The organism is Actinophytocola sp. (genome assembly GCF_035762905.1).
In the GTDB taxonomy this organism is placed as follows: domain Bacteria; phylum Actinomycetota; class Actinomycetes; order Mycobacteriales; family Pseudonocardiaceae; genus DASYTH01.
In genome coordinates, this window is sequence record NZ_DASUCC010000125.1 from 1 (window position 1) to 19689 (window position 19689).

General features: G+C 70.8%; 16 protein-coding genes. 9 read left to right on the forward strand and 7 right to left on the reverse strand.

Features of this window, described 5'->3' with window-relative positions; translation table 11 throughout:
- Nucleotides 1-61: 61 nt before the first annotated feature.
- The 4 genes from ald to VFV67_RS26180 form a co-directional block, all read right to left on the reverse strand.
- Entirely contained in the window at nt 62-1177 is a 1116-nt protein-coding gene (gene ald, locus VFV67_RS26165) for an alanine dehydrogenase (RefSeq protein WP_326473300.1), read from the reverse strand.
- 129 nt (nt 1178-1306) lie between these two features.
- Nucleotides 1307-2863, reverse strand: coding sequence for a PucR family transcriptional regulator (locus tag VFV67_RS26170; protein ID WP_326473301.1), 1557 nt, complete (start codon nt 2861-2863; stop codon nt 1307-1309).
- Between the two features lie 82 nt (nt 2864-2945).
- Complete coding sequence (locus VFV67_RS26175; RefSeq protein ID WP_326473302.1) at nt 2946-3446, reverse strand: hypothetical protein; 501 nt, start codon at nt 3444-3446, stop codon at nt 2946-2948.
- A 64-nt stretch (nt 3447-3510) separates the two neighbouring features.
- On the reverse strand, nt 3511-4113 hold the full coding sequence (locus VFV67_RS26180; protein ID WP_326473303.1) for a TetR/AcrR family transcriptional regulator: 603 nt from the start codon (nt 4111-4113) through the stop codon (nt 3511-3513).
- 139 nt (nt 4114-4252) lie between these two features.
- On the opposite strand from VFV67_RS26180, the gene VFV67_RS26185 reads away from it, so the two are divergent.
- From VFV67_RS26185 to VFV67_RS26225, 9 genes are all read left to right on the forward strand, one after another.
- Entirely contained in the window at nt 4253-5041 is a 789-nt protein-coding gene (locus VFV67_RS26185; RefSeq protein WP_326473304.1) for an SGNH/GDSL hydrolase family protein, read from the forward strand.
- Between the two features lie 60 nt (nt 5042-5101).
- Nucleotides 5102-5893: an SGNH/GDSL hydrolase family protein gene (locus tag VFV67_RS26190; RefSeq protein WP_326473305.1), complete on the forward strand. Its 792-nt coding sequence runs from the start codon at nt 5102-5104 to the stop codon at nt 5891-5893.
- Nucleotides 5894-5968: 75 nt separating this feature from the next.
- Nucleotides 5969-7582, forward strand: a complete 1614-nt coding sequence (locus VFV67_RS26195; protein ID WP_326473306.1) for a carboxyl transferase domain-containing protein — start codon at nt 5969-5971, stop codon at nt 7580-7582.
- 4 nt (nt 7583-7586) lie between these two features.
- Nucleotides 7587-9572, forward strand: a complete 1986-nt coding sequence (locus tag VFV67_RS26200; RefSeq protein ID WP_326473307.1) for an acetyl/propionyl/methylcrotonyl-CoA carboxylase subunit alpha — start codon at nt 7587-7589, stop codon at nt 9570-9572.
- On the forward strand, nt 9572-10726 hold the full coding sequence (locus VFV67_RS26205; protein WP_326473308.1) for an acyl-CoA dehydrogenase family protein: 1155 nt from the start codon (nt 9572-9574) through the stop codon (nt 10724-10726). Before VFV67_RS26200 ends, VFV67_RS26205 begins: the two co-directional genes overlap by 1 nt.
- Before the next feature lie 91 nt (nt 10727-10817).
- Nucleotides 10818-12701, forward strand: a complete 1884-nt coding sequence (locus tag VFV67_RS26210) for a Xaa-Pro dipeptidyl-peptidase (protein WP_326473309.1) — start codon at nt 10818-10820, stop codon at nt 12699-12701.
- Between the two features lie 44 nt (nt 12702-12745).
- The gene (locus VFV67_RS26215; RefSeq protein WP_326473310.1) at nt 12746-13579 is read left to right on the forward strand and encodes a hypothetical protein; all 834 of its coding nucleotides are present in this window, start codon (nt 12746-12748) and stop codon (nt 13577-13579) included.
- Between the two features lie 11 nt (nt 13580-13590).
- On the forward strand, nt 13591-14949 hold the full coding sequence (locus tag VFV67_RS26220; RefSeq protein WP_326473311.1) for an FAD-binding oxidoreductase: 1359 nt from the start codon (nt 13591-13593) through the stop codon (nt 14947-14949).
- A 19-nt stretch (nt 14950-14968) separates the two neighbouring features.
- Entirely contained in the window at nt 14969-16192 is a 1224-nt protein-coding gene (locus tag VFV67_RS26225) for a class I SAM-dependent methyltransferase (RefSeq protein WP_326473312.1), read from the forward strand.
- A gap of 6 nt (nt 16193-16198) precedes the next feature.
- On the opposite strand, the gene VFV67_RS26230 is transcribed toward VFV67_RS26225, so the two are convergent.
- From VFV67_RS26230 to VFV67_RS26240, 3 genes are all read right to left on the reverse strand, one after another.
- Nucleotides 16199-17011: an SAM-dependent methyltransferase gene (locus tag VFV67_RS26230; protein ID WP_326473313.1), complete on the reverse strand. Its 813-nt coding sequence runs from the start codon at nt 17009-17011 to the stop codon at nt 16199-16201.
- Nucleotides 17012-17165: 154 nt separating this feature from the next.
- The gene (locus VFV67_RS26235) at nt 17166-18374 is read right to left on the reverse strand and encodes an acyl-CoA dehydrogenase family protein (protein WP_326473314.1); all 1209 of its coding nucleotides are present in this window, start codon (nt 18372-18374) and stop codon (nt 17166-17168) included.
- Nucleotides 18371-19666 carry an acyl-CoA dehydrogenase family protein gene (locus VFV67_RS26240; RefSeq protein WP_326473333.1) on the reverse strand — a complete coding sequence of 432 codons (1296 nt, stop codon included), beginning with the start codon at nt 19664-19666 and terminating at the stop codon, nt 18371-18373. The genes VFV67_RS26235 and VFV67_RS26240 overlap by 4 nt, the downstream gene beginning before the upstream one ends.
- Nucleotides 19667-19689 lie beyond the last annotated feature (23 nt).

Sequence of the window (19689 nt, forward strand, 5' to 3'; positions counted from 1 at the left end):
GCTGGGGGGTGGGTGTGCTGGGGGGTTGGGGTGGCTTTGGGTGGCCTGGGGGGTGGGGTGCTCAGGTGAGGACTGCGGTGGGGGTGGTGGTGGGGAGGTTGTGGGCGGCGGCGACGGGGGGGTTGGTGAGTTGGCCGGCGTGGGTGTTGAGGCCGTGGGCCAGGGCGTGGTCGGCGCGCAGGGCTGAGTGCCAGCCTTGGTTGGCGAGGGCGAGGGCGTGCGGGAGGGTGACGTTGGTGAGGGCGTAGGTGGAGGTGCGGGGGACGGCGCCGGGCATGTTGGCGACGCAGTAGAAGACCGAGTTGTGGACTTCGAAGGTGGGGGCGGCGTGGGTGGTGGGGCGGGAGTCGGCGAAGCAGCCGCCTTGGTCGATGGCGATGTCGACGAGGACGGAGCCGGGGCGCATGTCCTTGACCAACTCGTTGGAGATGAGCTTGGGGGCTTTGGCGCCGGGGACCAGGACGGCGCCGATGACCAGGTCGGCTTCGCGGACGGCTTGGTCGATGGCGTAGTGGGTCGAGGTGAGGGTGCGGAGTTGGCCGCGGAACTGGGTGTCGATCTGGCGGAGGCGGTCGACGTTGGTGTCGAGGATGTGCACGTCGGCGCCCATGCCGTGGGCGATGGTGGCGGCGTTGAGGCCGGCGACGCCGCCGCCGATGACCACGACGCGGGCCGGGTGGACGCCGGGGACGCCGCCGGGCAGGACGCCGCGGCCGCCGGAGGGGCGCATCAGGGCGTAGGCGCCGACCTGGGGGGCCAGGCGGCCGGCCACCTCGGACATGGGGGCGAGGAGGGGGAGGGCGCCGTTCGGGGACTGGACGGTCTCGTAGGCGATGGCGGTGGTGCCGGCGGTGAGCAGCGCGTGGGTGAGGGGCTCGTCGGCGGCCAGGTGCAGGTAGGTGAAGAGGACCTGGTCGGCGCGGAGGAACGGGTACTCCTCGGCGATCGGCTCCTTGACCTTGAGGACCAACTCGCCTTCGGCCCAGGTGTCCTCGGCGGTGGAGAGGAGCTTGGCGCCGGCTCCGGCGTACTCCGCGTCGGTGATCGACGAGCCCAGCCCGGCGCCGGTCTCCACGAACACGTCATGGCCGTGCGCGGTCAGCTCGTGCACGCCGGCCGGAGTCAGCGCGACCCGGTACTCGTGGTTCTTGATCTCGCGCGGGACGGCGATCTTCATGACGACTTCTCTCTCCGACTGGGCCATGTGGGTGTGCTACCACCACCCTGCATACGCACAGAGTGACTGTCATCGTGCTGGCGACACCAGCATTCACCCGGTGCGTTGTGTCGGTGGCACAAGCATGGCTCAGCGCCAGCGGATGGCGACGAGTTGCGCGATGAGGGCGAGCCGGACGTCCGGATCGTCCAGGTTCACCTCGGCCAGCTCGGTGAGCCGGGCCATCCGGTACCGCAGTGTGTTCGGGTGGATCCGCAGTGCCCGGCTGGCCGCACGCGGGTCGCCGGCGTGCCGCAGCCACTCGTAGAGAGTGTCCAGGTACTGGGTGCCGGCCTCATCGTCGTGCGTGCGCAGTCGGGTCAGCGGGCCGAACCCGGTCGCCCCGGCACCGCTCGCGGCCACCGCCACCCGGTGCAGCACCAGCACCGACCAGGCCTGCTCGTGGCTGATCACCGGCCCGCCGACCAACCCGGCCCGCAGCAGGCTGAGCGTCTCGTCGGCCAGCGCGCGGGACGCGGTCAGGTCGGTCAGCCGCACCGCCGGCCCGGCCGCGACCAACGGCTGCGGGGCCGGCCCGTCGGCCAGCGCGGCCCGCATGTCCGGCCAGCCGCCCGCGCCCTCCCGGTCCGGCACCATGGCGTAGAGCACGTCGTGCAGTTCGGTGATCGCCGGCCGGCGCCCGATCCCCGCCGCGATCCGGTCCCACAGCGCCAGCCGCATTCCCTCGGCGTCGAGCTCGTCGGTGCCGGCCACGTCGATCGCCAGCACCCGGTGCGGCACGTCCTCGAGGTCCAGTTCGGCCGCGGCCAGCCGGATGCTGCCCCGGCCCTCGAGCACCGCCCGCACCAGCTCCGCCGACCGGCGCCGCTCGGCGTCCTCCCGGGCCCGGCGGCGCAGCAGGTGCAGCGCCACGACCGGGGCGGTGTCGGCGAACGCGGCCGCCCGTTCCTCCGGCACCGGGCCGGTCACCACCGCCCACATCGACCCGAGCAGCTCGCCGCCCATCCGGATCGGCACGATCAGCCGGGGCAGCGTGCCGTCCTGCTGGGCCGGTACGAAGATCGTGGTCCGGCCCCGGGACAGGTCCCGGAACACCCCGCGCGAGCGGAACCGGGCGAGCACCTCGTCCGGCACCCGGCGACCCATGATCGTGGAGATCCGGGCCGGGTCGGTCCGGTCCTGGCGCGCCGAGTAGGCCAGCACCCGGGAGTTCGCGTCCTCGATCGTCACCGGCGCGTCCACCACCGCGGCCGCGGCGTCGGCGAGCCGGAACAGGTCGCCGAGCCCGCCGCCCTCGGCCGCCCCGTTCGACTCGGACTCGTCGGCCACCCCGTCCAACACCGTGCGCAGCAACCAGACCAGCTGCGCCCACGCGGCCGCGGCGTGCACCTCGACGATCTCGGTGCCGGCCGTGCTGGCCGCGGCCCGCACCGAGGCCCGGGTGGCCAGCGGCGGCTTGAGCAGCACGGCGGCCGCACCGCGCTCGGCGCAGTGCCGGATCAGCTCGACCGCCTGCTTGGTGGTGCTCACCGAGACGCCGAGCACCAGATCGCCGTCGGCGACCTGGGTGCGCCGCCCGGCCTCGGCGATCACCACGTCGGTGACGTGGGTGCCGTGCTGGGCGGCGGCGGTGATCCGCAGCAGGGTCGGCCCGACCCGGTCGACCACGCCGCGCACGGTGATCACGCCTGGCTCCGTTCGTCACATTTTGCGATGCCGAGATCGTCCACCCTGACAACGGGATCCGCACAGAAGGCGGGAGCCGGGGCTACGAGAGCGCGGTCGTGATCCAGTCGGAGACCGGGAGGTTGCGGTTGGTGCATTCGGTGGACAGCCGGATCGTCCAGCGCAGCGCCTGCACCATCAGGGTGGCCATCTCGTCCGGGGCGGCGTTGCGGAGCGCGATCTCGATCTGGGCCCGGGCCGCGTCGGTGTCGCCGTGCACCTCGGCCAGCAGGGTCCGCACGGCGGTGCGCACCGGCGGATCGGCCTGATCGATCGGCACCTCCTGGCCGTCGTCGTCGTAGACCTGCATGCGCACCGGGGTGGTTCCGCCCGATCCCAGCGCGGCCACCATCGCGCTGCACTCGCGGAACAACAGCAGCATCAGCTCGCGGGCGTCGTGGTGACTGTTGGGCGAGGAGCGCACGGCGCCGGCGACCTCGTCAAGGGCCCCTTCGTCCTCGCCGGCGTGCATCGCCGCCAACGCCTGGCTGGCAGCGGCGATGATGCGTCGCTGCCGCTCGGAATCCGGGTCCACGGACCCCATCTTCTAACAGGTAGACCCGATCGGGCGCGTCCATTCGGGGAATCTTGCGGTTACCCCTTGTTAACTAGCCGGCCTTTGTCAGGTCATCCCGCGCCCCGTCGAGCACGGTGGCGTTGGACAGCGCGGCAAGAGCCATGCCGCGCAGCAGTTCGGCCATCTGGTCGCGGTCCAGGTACCGGCTGTGCGGGGTGGAGTTGATCAGCCCGAAGACCGCGTGGGCGGCGGCCCGGCCGGTGGGCTCGTCGGTGCCGGGCACCGCGGAGCGGATCGCATCCACCCACACCTCGACGTAACGCCGTTGCAGGGTGCGCACCCGCCTGCGGTCCGGATCGGCCAGGTTGCCCAGGTTCCGCTCCTGCACGGCGATCAGCGCCGGGTTGTCCAGGGCGAAGTCCACCTGGAACCGGACCAGCTCGGCCAGCGTGGCCGCCGGGGTGCCGGCCCGCTCGGCCCGGGCCGTCCCGCCGGCCAGCAGGTCCTCGCTGATCGAGGTCAGCATCTCCCCGAGCATCGCGTCCTTGCTCCGAAAGTGCCGGTATAGCGCTGGTCCAGAAATTCCCACGGCAGCGCCGATATCGTCGATGCCGACGCCATGAAACCCGTGGCGGGCAAACAGGTCGGCGGCCGCGGCCAGGATCTGCTCGCGGCGAGTCGGGGGTGCGGACATCGGTCCATGGTACCGAGCATTCGTTAGCGAACGCTAACCTCTCGGCCGTCATCTGGGAGTGTGAAAGTCTCACCGACTACTTCCCGACCGGGAAAAGCCCTGGTAAGGATGAGATCACCGACACCCAACGGAGGTTGTCATGCGTCTCTCCCGTATCTCATTCCTCTCCCTGCTCCTTGGCTCTGTCACCACCCTCGCCCTCACCACCCCCGCCGCGGCCGCCCCGCTCGCCGAGAACTACGTCGCGCTGGGTGACTCCTACGCGTCGGGCACCGGCGCCGGCAGCTACGGCGACAGCGGTTCCTGCCTGCGCAGCGCCAACGCCTACGGCCCGCTGTGGGCCGGTTCGCACGGCGCGACGTTCACCAACGCCACCTGCTCCGGCGCGAACAGCGCGGACGTGCTGAACAGTCAGGTCGGCGCGCTCACCGCGGCCACCACCCTGGTGACCATCGCCATTGGTGGCAACGACATCGGGTTCTCCGACGTCGTGCAAACCTGCACGTTCGGCTCGGACAGCAGCTGCGTGAACCGGGTCAACGAGGCCAGGACCGCCGCCCAGACCACGCTGCCCGGCCGGCTGGACAGCGTGTACGCCGCGATCGGCAGCCGGGCGCCGAGCGCCCGGGTGATCGTGCTCGGTTACCCCCGGCTGTTCTCGGCCAGTTCCTGCTGGTGGTTCAGCTCCACCAAGCGCAACGCGCTCAACAACGCCGCCAACGAGCTGTCCACGATCATCGCCGGGCGGGTCGCCGCGGCCGGGTTCATCTACGAGGACACCCGGGACAACTTCGCCGGCCACGAGGTCTGCACCGGCTCGCAGTGGATCAACGGCATCGTCCTGCCCAACGTCGTCGAGTCCTACCACCCCAACGCCTCCGGGCACCGCAACGGTTACCTCGCCGCGCTCAACGCGATCACCGGCTGATCCGCAACCGCGTCACCCGCTTCACCCCAACATCCGAAACCCTGCATCGGAGGTTCCGTCATGCGTGTCTTCAGGCTGCTCATGATTCCCCTGCTGGCCCTGGTCGGCGTGCTGGCCTTCGCCGTTCCGGCGCAGGCCGCGGCGGGCAAGTACGTCGCGCTCGGCGACTCCTACTCGTCCGGCACCGGCGCCGGCAGCTACGGCAGCAGCGGCGCGTGCAAACGCAGCGCCAACAGCTATCCGCAGCGGTGGGCCAACGCCATGGCGCCGTCGGCGTTCACCTTCGCGGCCTGCTCCGGTGCGCGTACGGGTGACATTCTCAACGCTCAGGTCAACTCGGTCACCGCGGACACGGCGCTGGTCACCATCTCCATCGGGGGCAACGACGCCGGGTTCGCCGACGTGATGATCACCTGCAACACCAGCTCGGACAGCACCTGCGTGAGCCGCAACAACACGGCGCAGAACTACGCCAGGAACACGCTGCCCGGGCAGTTGGACACCGTGTACCGCGCGATCGACGCACGGGCACCGTCGGCCCGGGTGATCGTGGTCGGCTACCCGCGGATGTACCGGCTCGGCGGCGGCTGCGTCCTCGGCCTGAGCGACACCAAGCGGGCGGCGATCAACGCCTCCGCCGACGTGCTGGCCCAGGTCACCGCCGCCCGTGCGGCCGCGTTCGGGTTCGACTTCCTGGACGCCCGCAACGCCTTCTCCGGCCACGAGATCTGTGCAACCAGGCCGTACTGGTTGCACAGCATCAACCTGGGCGCGGTGGACGAGTCTTATCACCCGACCGCGACCGGGCAGGGCTCCGGCTACTACCCCGCGTTGCGGGCCATCACCGGCTGAGCAACCGCCCGGCTGGACGCTCCCGTTAGTCATCGCTAACATGGACTTAAGTTAACGATGACTAACGGGAGCGAGATGGACGCACCGGCCCTGCGTACCGCGGCCGACCCCGGCGATCCGGCCTACCAGCGGTACGTCAAAGAACACGTCGCCCTGGTCGAGGACCTGCGTGCCCGGCTGGCTCAGGCCCGGCTCGGCGGCCCGGAACGGGCCCGGGTCCGCCACGTCGAGCGCGGCAAGCTGCTGCCCCGCGACCGGGTCGACTCGCTGCTCGACCCCGGCTCGCCGTTCCTCGAACTGTCCCCGCTGGCCGCCGGCGGCATGTACGACGACGAGGCCCCGGCCGCCGGCATCATCACCGGCGTCGGCCGGATCTCCGGCCGGGAGTGCGTGGTCGTCGCCAACGACGCCACGGTCAAGGGCGGCACCTACTACCCGGTGACGGTCAAGAAGCACCTACGCGCGCAAGAGGTCGCGCTGCACAACAACCTGCCCTGCCTGTACCTGGTCGACTCCGGCGGCGCGTTCCTGCCCCGCCAGGACGAGGTGTTCCCGGACCGCGAGCACTTCGGCCGGATCTTCTACAACCAGGCCACCATGTCCGCCCGGGGCATCCCGCAGATCGCCGGCGTGCTCGGCTCGTGCACCGCGGGCGGCGCGTACGTCCCGGCGATGAGCGACGAGGCGGTCATCGTGCGGAACCAGGGGACGATCTTCCTCGGTGGGCCGCCGCTGGTGAAGGCCGCGACCGGCGAGGTGGTCACCGCCGAGGAACTGGGCGGCGGCGACGTGCACGCCCGCACCTCCGGGGTGACCGACCACCTGGCCGACGACGACCAGCACGCGCTGCGCATCGTCCGGTCGATCGTCAGCACGCTCGGGCCGCGGGTCGAACGGCCGTGGCAGGTGGCGCCGGTCGAGGAGCCGGCGGTGCCGGCCGAGTCGCTCTACGGCGTGGTTCCGACCGACTCGCGCACGCCCTACGACGTGCGTGAGGTGATCGCCCGGATCGTCGACGGCAGCCGGTTCCGGGAGTTCAAGCGCGAGTACGGGGCCACGCTGGTGACCGGGTTCGCCCGGATCCACGGTCATCCGGTCGGGATCGTGGCCAACAACGGCGTGCTGTTCGCCGAGTCGGCGATGAAGGGCGCGCATTTCATCGAGCTGTGCGACCAGCGCAGCATTCCGTTGGTGTTCCTGCAGAACATCACCGGGTTCATGGTCGGCCGCGACTACGAGGCCGGCGGAATCGCCAAGCACGGCGCGAAGATGGTCACCGCGGTGGCCTGCGCCCGGGTGCCCAAGTTCACCGTGGTGATCGGCGGCTCGTTCGGCGCCGGCAACTACTCGATGTGCGGCCGGGCGTACTCGCCCCGGTTCCTGTGGATGTGGCCCAACGCCAGGATCTCCGTGATGGGCGGCGAACAGGCGGCCTCGGTGCTGGCCACCGTGCGGCGCGACCAGCTGGAGTCCTCCGGCGGCGAATGGTCCACAGTGGACGAAGAGGCGTTCAAGGAGCCGATCCGGCAGCAGTACGAGGACCAGGGCAACCCGTACTACTCGACCGCCCGGCTGTGGGACGACGGGGTGATCGACCCGAAGGACACCCGGACGGTGCTCGGTCTCGGGCTGTCGGTCGCGGCGAACGCGCCGCTGGAACCGGTCCGCTACGGCGTCTTTCGGATGTGACGGCATGTTCGACAGTGTTCTGATCGCCAACCGGGGCGAGATCGCGGTCCGCGTCATCACGACCCTGCGGCGCCTCGGCGTCCGGGCCGTCGCGGTGTACAGCGACGCCGACGCGGACGCCCGGCACGTGCGGGAGGCGGACGAGGCCGTGCACATCGGCCCGGCGGCCGCCCGGGAGAGCTACCTGTCCATCGATCGGATCATCGCCGCGGCGCACCGCACCGGCGCGCAGGCGATCCATCCCGGGTACGGGTTCCTCGCCGAGAACGCGGAGTTCGCCAGGGCCTGTACGGCTGCCGGTCTGGTGTTCATCGGTCCGCCGGCCGAGGCGATCGAGGCGATGGGCGACAAGATCCGCGCCAAGCTGACCGTCGCCGCGGCCGGGGTTCCCGTGGTACCAGGGCGAACCGCGCCCGGACTGTCCGATGAGGACATCGCGGCGGCGGTGACCGAGATCGGCTTTCCGGCGCTGCTCAAGCCGTCCGCCGGCGGCGGTGGCAAGGGCATGCGGCTGGTCACCAGCGCCGCCGAGGTGCGGCCGGCCATCGAGTCGGCCCGGCGCGAGGCGTTGAGCTCGTTCGGCGACGACACCCTGCTCGTGGAGCGGTTCGTGGCCCGGCCCAGGCACATCGAGATCCAGGTGGTGGCCGACGGGCACGGCAACGTGCTGCACCTCGGCGAGCGCGAGTGCAGCCTGCAGCGCCGGCACCAGAAGATCATCGAGGAGTCCCCGTCGCCGCTGCTGACCGCCGAGATCCGGGACCGGATGGGCGCGGCCGCGGTGGAGGCGGCCCGCTCGGTCGGCTACCAGGGCGTCGGCACGGTCGAGTTCATCGTCTCCGCCGAGGCGCCGGACGAGTTCTTCTTCATGGAGATGAACACCCGGCTGCAGGTCGAGCACCCGGTGACCGAGGAGGTGACCGGCGTCGACCTGGTCGCCGTCCAACTGCGGGTCGCCGCCGGTGAGCCGCTCGGCTGGCGGCAGGGCGAGATCGGGCTCACCGGGCACGCGATCGAGGCCCGGGTCTACGCCGAGGACCCGAGCCGGGACTTCCTGCCCACCGGTGGCACCGTGCTGCTGCTCGACGAGCCGCGCGGGCCGGGGGTGCGGGTCGATTCCGGCCTGCGGACCGGTGCGCGGGTCGGCTCGGACTACGACCCGATGCTGGCCAAGGTGATCGCGCACGGGGCGAACCGGGCCGAGGCGATCGCCGCGCTGGACCGGGCGCTCGGCGACACCGTCGTGCTCGGGGTGGGCACCAACGTGGCGTTTCTGCGGGCGTTGCTGCGCGACGAGGACGTGCGGGCCGGCGCGCTGGACACGCAGCTGGTGGAGCGGCGGCTGGCCGATCTGACTCGGGTGACGCCGGTTCCGGACGAGGTGTTCGCCGCCGCCGCGCTGGACGAGCTGTTGCTGCTGCGCCCGGCGGGACCGGTGGTCGACCCGTGGGACGTGCCAAACGGGTGGCGGATCGCCGGGGTGTCCGGCACCGCGTTCCGGCTGGACTGCGGCGACCGGCAGGTCACCGTGCGGGTGGCCGGCGGACCGGAGGCTGCGATGGTCAGCGTGGACGGCGCCGACCCGGTCCCGGCCGCGGCCCGAACCGAAGGAGCCGACCTGGTGCTGACCTACGCCGGCCGGGTCAGCACGTTCCGGCGCGCCCTGGACGAGGCGAGCGGAACCCTGTGGCTGGCCGCCGGCGGGCACGCCTGGGCGGTGGCCGAGCACTCGATGCTGGAGGGTGGCCCGTCCCATGTGGACGGTTCCGGACCGCTGACCAGCCCGATGCCCGGCACCGTGCTCGTGGTGAAGGCGGCGGTCGGGGACCGGGTGAGCGCTGGGACCCCGCTGCTGATCGTCGAGGCGATGAAGATGGAGCACACCGTCTCCGCACCGGTGGACGGTGTGCTCACCGAACTGAATGTTCAAGCGGGCCAACAGGTCGCGCTGAATCAACCGCTGGCCGTGGTGACCCCAGAGGAGCAGTGATGATGGACTTCCGGTTGACCGAGGAGCACGAGGCGCTCCGCAAGACCGTGCAGGAGTTCGCCCGTGAGGAGGTCGCGCCGGTCATCGGCGAGTTCTACGAGCGCGAGGAGTTCCCGTACGAGATCGTGGCCAAGATGGGCCGGATGGGGCTGTTCGGGCTGCCGTTCCCCGAGGAGCACGGCGGCATGGGCGGCGACTACTTCGCGCTCTGCGTTGCCCTCGAGGAACTGGGCCGGGTCGACTCGTCGGTGGCGATCACCCTGGAAGCCGGTGTTTCGCTTGGCGCCATGCCGATCTACCGGTTCGGCACCGCCGAGCAGAAGGAACGCTGGCTGCCGGCGCTGTGCGCGGGCGAGGCGCTCGGGGCGTTCGGCCTGACCGAACCGGGCGGTGGCTCGGACGCGGGCGCCACGATGACCACCGCGCGCCGGGACGGCGACGATTGGGTGATCAACGGCTCGAAGGCGTTCATCACCAACTCCGGCACCGACATCACCGCGCTGGTCACGGTCACCGCGGTGACCGGCACCGAACCGGGCGGGCACAAGGAGATCTCGTCGATCCTGGTTCCGGCCGGCACGCCCGGCTTCACGGTCTCCAAGAAGTACTCGAAGGTGGGCTGGAACGCCTCGGACACCCGGGAGCTGTCCTTCGCCGACTGCCGCGTGCCGGTGGCCAACCTGGTCGGGACTCAGGGCAGGGGCTACGCGCAGTTCCTGTCCATTCTGGACGAAGGCCGGGTCGCGATCGCCGCGCTGGCCGTGGGTCTGGCGCAGGGCTGCGTCGACGAGTGCCTGCGCTACGTGCACGAGCGCTCCGCCTTCGGCAAAACCATCGGCTCCTACCAGGCCATCCAGTTCAAGCTCGCCGACATGGAGGCGCGGGTGCACACCGCCCGGCTGGCCTGGTACGCCGCCGCCACCAAGCTGGTCCGCGGCGAGCCGTTCAAGCGCGAGGCCGCCATCGCCAAGCTGGTCGCCTCCAACGCCGCCATGGACAACGCCCGCGAGGCCACCCAGATCTTCGGCGGCTACGGCTTCATGAACGAGTTCCCGGTCGGCCGCTTCTACCGGGACGCCAAGATCCTCGAGATCGGCGAGGGCACCAGCGAGGTTCAGCGGATGCTCATCGCCCGCGAGCTCGGCCTGCGCTGAGGCGCAAGAAACCCGCAGATCGGACCTGCCGGAGCCGGGGTGGTCCACCGTAGGATTGCCGCCGCCCTGCCCTTCGGCTGCGGAGGTTCGCATGCGCCGGCTGCTCGTGCTCCTGTCCACCGCCGTGATCACGATCAGTGTGGCGTCGCCGGGCGCGGCGGCGGCCGACCGCAGGCGGGACGACCGGCCGACGCCCCCGCCCTGGCTGCTGGTCCAGGACGGGGTGACCCAGCCGCAGTTCTCGCTGGCCAACGCGATCGAGGAGACGCTGTTCGTCCAGACGAGCGTCGACTCGGACCTCGACGGGCGGCTGGACCGGGTGCGGATCCGGCTGTCCCGGCCGGGCGAGACCCGCACCCAGGGCATCAAGGTGCCGGTGATCTTCGAGCACAGCCCGTACCGGTTCGGCACCAACGGCGCGCCCAACCACAACGTGGACTACGACGTGCTGCCGCAGGAGTCGATCCAGCCGCGCCGGGAGGGCGCCGACGTCCGGGCCGCGGGCGCGCAACCGAGACCGTTACCGGACCTGCCGGGCGGGCTGGACAACTTCTGGGTGCCGCGCGGCTACGCGGTGGTGCTCGGCGAGAGCATCGGCACCGCGTTCTCCGACGGCTGCCCGACGATCGGTGACATGAAGGAGACGCTGGGCACCAAGGCGATCATCGACTGGCTGAACGGTCGGGCCCCGGCCTGGACCGCGGCCGGCGAGCCGGTGGCCGCCGACTGGACCACCGGCGACGTGGGCATGAGCGGCGTGTCCTACAACGGAACGCTGCCGAACATGGTCGCCACCACCGGGGTCGAGGGGTTGCGCACCATCGTCCCGATCTCGGCGATCTCCAGCTGGTACGACTACTACCGGGCGAACGGCCTGGTCCGGGCGCCGCACTCCGGAGACTCCGGCTTCGGTGTCAACGAGTTCCAGGGCGAGGACCTGGACGTGCTGGCGATCTTCACCCAGGGTGAGTCCCGGTTCGAGAAGTGCCGGCACATCACCGATCAACTGCTCCAGTTCCAGGACCGGATCACCGGCGACTACAGCGCCTACTGGCACGAGCGGGACTACCTGCACCGCGCCAAGGGCGTCAAGGCCAGCGTGTTAGTGGTGCACGGTCTCGAGGACTACAACGTGATGACCAAGTCGTTCGCGGCCTGGTGGAGCCAACTCGAGCGCAACCGGGTGCCGCGCAAGATCTGGCTGCACAACGGCGGGCACGGCGGTCCGGGAGGCCCGTCCGACTACCAGCGCACCCTCAACCGGTGGATGGACTACTGGCTGTTCGGCGTGAACAACGGGATCATGACCGATCCGCGCGCGGACATCCAGCGGCCGGACGGCACCTACCAGAAGTTCGCCGACTGGCCGGCCCCCGGGACCCGGGACACCACGCTGCACCTGGCCGCCCCCAACGCGACCCAGCCCGGCACGCTGTCCAGCCGGGAGCAGTCCGGCGGTCCCAAGCCGCGGCAGAGCTTCGTCGACCGCGGCCGCGAGTTGGACACCGACGTGGCCCTGCTGCCCAACCCGGACACCGCCAACCCGAACCGCCTGGTGTACGTCTCGCCGCCGCTGGCCCGGTCCGCGCAGCTGTCCGGAACCCCCACGGTGTCGCTGCGCGCGTCGGTGAACAACCGCTACGCCGCCAACCTCACCGCGGTCCTGGTCGACTACGGCCCGGCCGGCAGTGCCGACGCGCCGGTGATGGTCACCCGTGGCTGGATGGACGTGCAGAACCGCCGTTCCGTCGACCGCAGCGCGCCGATCCAGCAGGGCGCCGAGTACACCTTCGACTTCGACCTGCAGGCCGACGACTACGTCTTCCCGGCCGGTCACCGGATCGGTTTGGTGGTCGTGTCCACCGACATGCACTACACGCTGCGTCCGCTGCCGGGCACCGAGCTGACCGTGCACCCCGCCCGCAGCCAGATCTCCCTGCCCCTGGTCGGTGGTCGCCAGGGCCTTGGGGTGTAAAGCCGGTTGAACGGATCGGTGGGGCACCGCTACGCTGCGTCGCCATGCTGATCCGGCGCCGTGTCGCTCTGTTGCTGTCCGTCCTGGTCCTGGTGACCGGGCTGGCCGTTCCGGCGGCGGCCGAGGTGCCGCGGACGCCGGGCGAATGTGCGGCGGCGCTCGACTGCACGGCGGCCGACATCGACCTGATGACGATGGCGCAGCGGCTGGAGTTCGTGCGGGCCATGCAGTCCGGGCCGGCCGCCGGGCTCGGCGCGCACGACCGGTGGCGCAACATCGAGGGCGTGATCAGCTTCTTCCGGGATCACGGGTTGGGGCCGTCCGGGAGCTGGGTGTCCTATGTGGATGCCGGAATTCTGGAGGGGATCGAGCGCGGGATCGCGATCGCGCTCGGCCGGTCGTCCGACGGGTTCGGCAACCCCGGCTCGGCCCGCTGGGCCGGCTACCTGACCAGACTCTCCCGCGGCGAGCTGACCGTCCGCTCGGTGCACGACCGGGCGTGGAGCGACGCGGAGCAGGCGTCCACCGAGCACGGTGTCGCCCTGGCCGCCGCGCACGGCCAGTTCGCCACCCCGGTCGAGCAGCGGTTCTTCCAGTTCTCCGAGCTGTACCGGTGGTCGCTGCGCAACCGGCCGTTCGCGCTGGACCTGCTGGCCGTCTACGGCGTGCTGATCCACCCGCAGCTGTTCGGCCAGCGCGTGCCGTTCTACGACTGGTTCACCGACGTCCGCGAGTCCGCGCCGTCCTACAAGGGCTGCGAGATCGGCTACGGGTTCGCCCAGCTGCACCCGATCGCCGGCGTGTTCGGCATCGCCGGACTGTTCCTGGCGTACGTGTCAGAACTTTTCGAGGAGTACCGGACGGCCACCTCCGGTTAGCATCGGAGGTCATGCGGGTAAAGCACGACCGGGCCGTCGACGCGCTGCGCGCGCAGCTGGCGGCCCAGCCGGACGGTGCGCCGATCCGGCTGGCCAAACCGACCACCAACCTGTTCCGGTTCCGCGAGCCGCCCGGCCGGACCGCGTTGGACGTCAGCGCGTTCGGCGACGTGCTGAACGTGGACCTGCCGTCTCGAACCGCCGACGTCGGCGGCATGACCACCTACGAGCGGCTGGTGGACGCCACGCTGCCGTACGGCCTGATGCCGCTGGTCGTGCCCCAGCTCAAGACCATCACCCTCGGTGGGGCGGTGGCCGGGCTGGGCATCGAGTCGACCTCGTTCCGTAACGGCATGCCACACGAGTCCGTGCTGGAGATGGAGATCCTCACCGGCGCCGGGGACGTGGTGCTGGCCCGGCCGGACAACGAGCACCGCGATCTGTTCTACGGCTTTCCGAACTCCTACGGCACGCTCGGTTACGCGCTGCGGTTGCGGATCGAGCTGGAGCTGATCCGGCCGACCGTTGCGCTGCGGCACGTCCGGTTCACCGACGAGGCGGCCTGCGCCGCGGCGATCGCCGAGATCTGCGCGAGCCGGGAGTACGACGGCACGGCCGTGGACTTCATCGACGGCACGGTGTTCTCGGCCGGGGAGCTCTACCTCACGCTCGGTGTGCGCGCTGCCGACACATCCGAATTGTCCGATTACACCGGCCGGCGGATCTACTACCGATCCATCCGGGACCGCGACACCGACCGGCTGTCCACACAGGACTATCTGTGGCGGTGGGACACCGACTGGTTCTGGTGCTCCGAGGCGCTCGGCGTGCAGCACCCGGTGGTCCGCCGGTTGTGGCCCAAGCGCTACCTGCGCTCCGACGTGTACCGGCGGCTGGTCGCGCTGGACCGGCGCTACCGGCTGTCCGCCCGGCTGGACGGGCTGCGCGGGCAGCCCGAGCGCGAGCCGGTCATCCAGGACGTGGAGATCCCGGTGGACCGGCTCGTCGAGTTCCTGGACTTCTTCCACGAGCGGATCGGGATCAGTCCGGTGTGGCTGTGCCCGGTCCGGCTGCGCGGGGACCACACCTGGCCGCTGTACCCGATGGACCCGGCGAGGCTGTACGTCAACGTCGGGTTCTGGGCGACCGTCCCACTCGAACCCGGTGCCGGCGATGGTACGCACAACCGGTTGATCGAGCGTAAAGTCATCGAACTGGATGGCCACAAGTCGCTGTATTCCACTTCATACTTCGATGAGGACGAGTTCTGGGAGTTGTACAACGGAACGAGCTACCGGGAGCTGAAACGGAGCTACGACCCAGCCGGTCGGCTGCCCGATCTCTACGACAAATGTGTGCGGACGCGGTAGCGAGAAGGGAGTGGTCCTCGTGCCCATCGCCGAGGAACTGCAGCACGTCATCGGCTTGAACTCAGACATCGGACTGTCCGCCTACGACGGCAGCCGGTCCGGCCGCCCGGACGCACCGGTCCGGGTGGAGCTGCGCTCACCGCTGGCACTGTCCTACCTGGCCTCGGCGCCGGGCGAACTGGGTCTGGCCCGGGCCTACATCAGCGGTGCGCTCGAGGTGCACGGCGACATGTACACGATGCTGTCCGGCTTCGCCGACCTGGACTTCAACCTGGCCCGGATGCCCCGCGAGCTGCTCGCCCGGATGGTGGCGGCGCGGCTGTGGTGGCCGGTGCGCCGCCCGCCGCAGGAGGCCCGGTTGCAGGGCCGCCGGCATTCGCCGGCCCGGGACGCGAGCGCGATCTCGCACCACTACGACGTGTCCAACCGGTTCTACGAATGGGTGCTCGGACCGTCGATGGCCTACACCTGCGCGGTCTACCGGTCCGAGCGGGACACGCTCGAGGACGCCCAGTACGAGAAGTTCGACCTGGTCGCCCGCAAACTGGGGCTGCGGCCGGGAATGCGGCTGCTGGACGTCGGGTGCGGCTGGGGCGGCATGGTCATCCACGCCGCCAAGCACTACGGCGTGCAGGCGCTCGGCGTGACCCTGTCCCGCAACCAGGCCCAGTGGGCGCAGAAGGCGATCGCCGAGGCCGGGCTCGGCGACGTGGCCGAGGTACGGCACGGCGACTACCGCGAGATCGCGGAGTCGGGGTTCGACGCGATCAGCTCGATCGGCCTCACCGAGCACATCGGCGCGAAGAACCTGCCCGGCTACTTCCAGTCACTGCACGACAAGCTCCGCCCGGGCGCGCGGTTGCTGAACCACTGCATCACCCGGCCGGACAACTGGGTCGGCTCCCGGACCGGGGAGTTCATCAACCGGTACGTGTTCCCCGACGGCGAGTTGGAGAGCCCGGGTCAGATCGTGTCGGCCATGCACGACAACGGCTTCGAGGTGCGGCACGAGGAGAACCTGCGCGAGCACTACGCCCTGACCCTGACCGCGTGGTGCGCCAACCTGGACGCCAACTGGACGGCCGCGGTCGAGGAGGTGGGCCCGGGGCGGGCCCGGGTCTGGCGCCTCTACATGGCCGGTTCGCGGCTCGGCTTCGACCGCAACACCGTGCAGCTGCACCAGGTGCTCGGGGTCCGGCTGGACGGCACGCGGTCGCACATGCCGCTGCGCCCGGAGTGGTAGGCCCGGTCAGGACTTGCGGGCGACGGCGGCCAGGTTCAGCGAGCGCTCCGGGTTCTCGCCGACGTCCTCCGGGGAGTCGGGCCGCCACATCGGGGTCCAGACCAGCCCGGGCTCCAGCAGTTCGAGGCCGCTCATGAAGGCGAGGATCTCCTCCCGGCTGCGGCCGACGCCCGGGTTGGTGGTCCGCCGGTAGGCGTTGGCGGCCTCGGCGGGGTCCTGCTCGAAGCCCTCGGTGGTGCCGTGCGAGAAGACGAAGTAGCTGCCCGGCGCCATGACCTTGAGGTAGCGGGCCACGGCCGAGGCCGGGTCGGAGGCGTCCGGGACGAAGTGCAGCACGGACACGATCAGCAGCGCCATCGGCTCGTCGAAGTCCAGCAGTTGGCGGGCGGACACCGAGTTCAGCACGGTGTCGGCGTCGCACAGATCGGCCTGCAGGATCGCCGCGTTCGGGACGTCCTCGAGCATCAGCTCACTGTGCGCGACGGCCACCGGCTCGTTGTCGACGTAGAGCACCCGGCACGCCGGGTCCATGCCCTGCGCGATCTCGTGCACGTTGCCGACCGTCGGGATGCCCGACCCCAGGTCGAGGAACTGACGGATCCCCTTGTTGACGCAGAACCGCACCGCGCGCCGCAGGAACGCCCGGTTGCGCCGGGCCGCCGTCTCCGCCTCCGGCATGATCTCCAGGAACTTGTCCGCGAACTCCCGGTCATGCTCGAAGTTGCACGCCCCGCCGAGAAAGTAGTCGTAGATCCGAGCGGCGTTCGGGCGATCGAGGTCGATGTTCTGCGGCGCCCAGGACGGCCGTTCTGCTGTCATGGACTCGATCCTATCCAGCATCTCACCACCCGAACACCACCGACCGCGCTCGGTAGATGAATCGATCCAGGACGCGGTGACGAGGACGCCCGACCAGGGGTCGGCTCCCGGCCGGGCATCGCGGGTGCTCGAGTTCGCCGGTGTTCGGCCGAGGTTACTTGAGTTCGGCGCTGGTCTTGTTGAGCAGGCGGCGGGCGATGATCAATTGCTGGATCTGTTGGGTGCCTTCGAAGATGTCCAGGATCTTGGCGTCGCGGGACCATTTTTCCAGGAGGTTGGTCTCGGAGTAGCCGATGGTGCCGCAGAGTTCGACGCAGCGCAGGGTGATGTCGGTTGCGGCGCGGCCGGCCTTGGCCTTGGCGTAGGAGGCGTGCAGGGAGTTGGGTTTGCCGTTGTCGGCCATCCAGGCGGCTTCGAGGGTGAGCAGGTAGGCGGCTTCGAAGTCGGCTTCCATGGACAGGTATGCGGCGGCGGCGGCGGACTGGGTGGCGGCGGGGCGGTCGTAGTCGATGGTGATGCCGGATTCCTCGAGCAGGCGGCGGGTTTCCTCCAGCGCCGCGCGGGCCACGCCGACGGCCATCGCGGCGACAAGGGGTCGGGTGTTGTCGAAGGTCTGCAGGACGCCGGTGAAGCCCTTGGCCGGGTTGATGTCCGGAGTGCCGAGGAGATTTTCCTTGGGGACACGGACATTGTCCAGGCGGAAGTGGGCGGTGTCGGAGGCGCGAATACCAAGTTTGTGTTCCAGGCGCACGAGTTCGAAGCCGGGCGTGCCGCGTTCGACCACAAAGGACTTGATGGCCGCGCGACCCTGCGTCCGGTCGAGGGTGGCCCAGACGACGACGGCGTCGGCGCGTTCGCCGGAGGTGACGAAGATCTTCTCGCCGTTGAGCACGTAGTGGTCGCCGTCCAGGCGCGCGGTGGTGCGGATGGCGGCGGAGTCGGAGCCGCAGTCCGGCTCGGTGATGGCCATGGCCGCCCACATTCGGCCGAACCGCTGGAGCTGTTCCTCGTTGGCGACCGAGGCGATCGCGGCGTTGCCGAGGCCCTGCCTCGGCATGGACAGCAGCAGGGCCACGTCGCCCCAGCACATCTCGATGGTGCCGAGGGCGACGGCGAGGTTGGAGCCGTTGCGCACCCCGTCGCCGTCGCCGGCCGTGCCGCCGCGGCGGACTCCGCCCGCACCGGCGCCGCTTCCGCTGGCGTTCAGGCCGTCCAGCAGGGCGGCCAGCGTGTCCAGCTCCTTGGGGTAGGTGTGCTCGGCCTGGTCGTACTTGCGCGAGTTGGGGCGGAAGAAGATGGTCGCGGCCTGGTGCGCGCGCTCGACGAGCTGCTCGAACTTCCTGGGGACATCGAGGTTGATCACACCAACACCGCGCCTTCCATCAGACCGATCGCCCGCAGGTCCCGGTACCACCGTTCGACCGGATGCTCCTTGACGTATCCGTGCCCGCCGAGCAGCTGCACCCCGTCGCTGCCGATGGTCATCGCCTTGTCCGCGCACAGCTTCCGGGCCAGCGCCACCTCGCGGGCGTACGGCTTGCCCTGCTCGGCCCGGCTGGCCGCGCGCAGCGTCACCAGGCGCATGCCCTCCAGTTCGGTGGCCATGTCGGCGATCTTGAACGCCACGCCCTGCCGGTGGCTGACCGGTTCGCCGAACGCCATCCGCTCGTTGACGTACGGGATCACGTAGTCCACGACGGCCTGGCTGGTCCCCACCGCCAGCGCGCACCAGGCCAGCCGGGCCAGCCGCACGCATTCGGTGTAGACGGTGGACGATCCGCCGCCGAGCAGCGCGCCGGCCGGGACGTTCACCTTGTCCAGCACCAGCCGCGCGGTGCTGGCCGCGCGCAGTCCCATGGCCGGCTCGGCCTCGACGCCGATGCCGGCGCTGCCCGACTCGACCAGGAACAGCGCGGGTCCCCGGCCGTCCAGGTCGGCCGCGACGATGAACAGCTCGGCGGTGGCCGCGCGCGGCACGAGCGCCTTCACGCCGCTCAGCACGAACCCGCCGGAGCCGCGGTAGGCCTTGGTGTGCAAGGAGAACGGATCGAACAGTGGTCGCGGCTCCTGGATCGCGAGCGCCGCGGCCGGCACGCTCTCGGCCAGGAACGGCGGCAGGTAGGTGGCCTGCTGGTGCTCGTCGCCCCACAGCACCAGCGCGGTGCTCACCGCGGTCGGCGCCAGGCAGGCCACCGCCAGCCCGAGGTCGCCGTGCGCCAGCGCCTCGGCCACCAGCACGTTGGTCACTGCGGACCGCTCGCCGCTCACCCCGCCCAGCTCCTCGGGCACGCCGATGCTGGCCAGCCCGAGCGCGGCGGCGGTGCTCAGCACGCCCTGCGGCGCCTCGCACTTGCCGTCCGCGTCGGCGGCCACCGGGCGCAGCTGCTCGGCGGCGAACTCGACCACGGTGTCCCGGATCAGGCGCTGCTCGTCGGTGAGCGTGAGGTCGAACAGGCCGCGATCGGGCCCGGGAGCCGGCCGCTTCGGCTCGGTGAGCCGGCGGGCGGCCACCCAGGTTCGCCCCGCGGCGGCCGCGGCCTGGAAGCCGGTCCTGGTGAGTTGGCCGACCGTGCGCTCCATCGGGCGGCGCAGCCCGAGCCGGTTCACGATCGGCGCCGCGGCCAGCCGGTTCAGAACGGCCATGGCCACTCCGATGGGGGTGCGTCCGTTCTTGCTCG

Coding starts and splice junctions, on each gene's coding strand:
- VFV67_RS26200 (WP_326473307.1), top strand. CDS start 7,587: ATGTTCGACAGTGTTCTGATCGCCAACCGGGGCGAGATCGCGGTCCGC.
- VFV67_RS26180 (WP_326473303.1), bottom strand. CDS start 4,113: ATGTCCGCACCCCCGACTCGCCGCGAGCAGATCCTGGCCGCGGCCGCC.
- VFV67_RS26205 (WP_326473308.1), top strand. CDS start 9,572: ATGATGGACTTCCGGTTGACCGAGGAGCACGAGGCGCTCCGCAAGACC.
- VFV67_RS26190 (WP_326473305.1), top strand. CDS start 5,102: ATGCGTGTCTTCAGGCTGCTCATGATTCCCCTGCTGGCCCTGGTCGGC.
- VFV67_RS26195 (WP_326473306.1), top strand. CDS start 5,969: ATGGACGCACCGGCCCTGCGTACCGCGGCCGACCCCGGCGATCCGGCC.
- VFV67_RS26230 (WP_326473313.1), bottom strand. CDS start 17,011: ATGACAGCAGAACGGCCGTCCTGGGCGCCGCAGAACATCGACCTCGAT.
- VFV67_RS26220 (WP_326473311.1), top strand. CDS start 13,591: ATGCGGGTAAAGCACGACCGGGCCGTCGACGCGCTGCGCGCGCAGCTG.
- VFV67_RS26185 (WP_326473304.1), top strand. CDS start 4,253: ATGCGTCTCTCCCGTATCTCATTCCTCTCCCTGCTCCTTGGCTCTGTC.
- ald (WP_326473300.1), bottom strand. CDS start 1,177: ATGAAGATCGCCGTCCCGCGCGAGATCAAGAACCACGAGTACCGGGTC.
- VFV67_RS26215 (WP_326473310.1), top strand. CDS start 12,746: ATGCTGATCCGGCGCCGTGTCGCTCTGTTGCTGTCCGTCCTGGTCCTG.
- VFV67_RS26175 (WP_326473302.1), bottom strand. CDS start 3,446: ATGGGGTCCGTGGACCCGGATTCCGAGCGGCAGCGACGCATCATCGCC.
- VFV67_RS26210 (WP_326473309.1), top strand. CDS start 10,818: ATGCGCCGGCTGCTCGTGCTCCTGTCCACCGCCGTGATCACGATCAGT.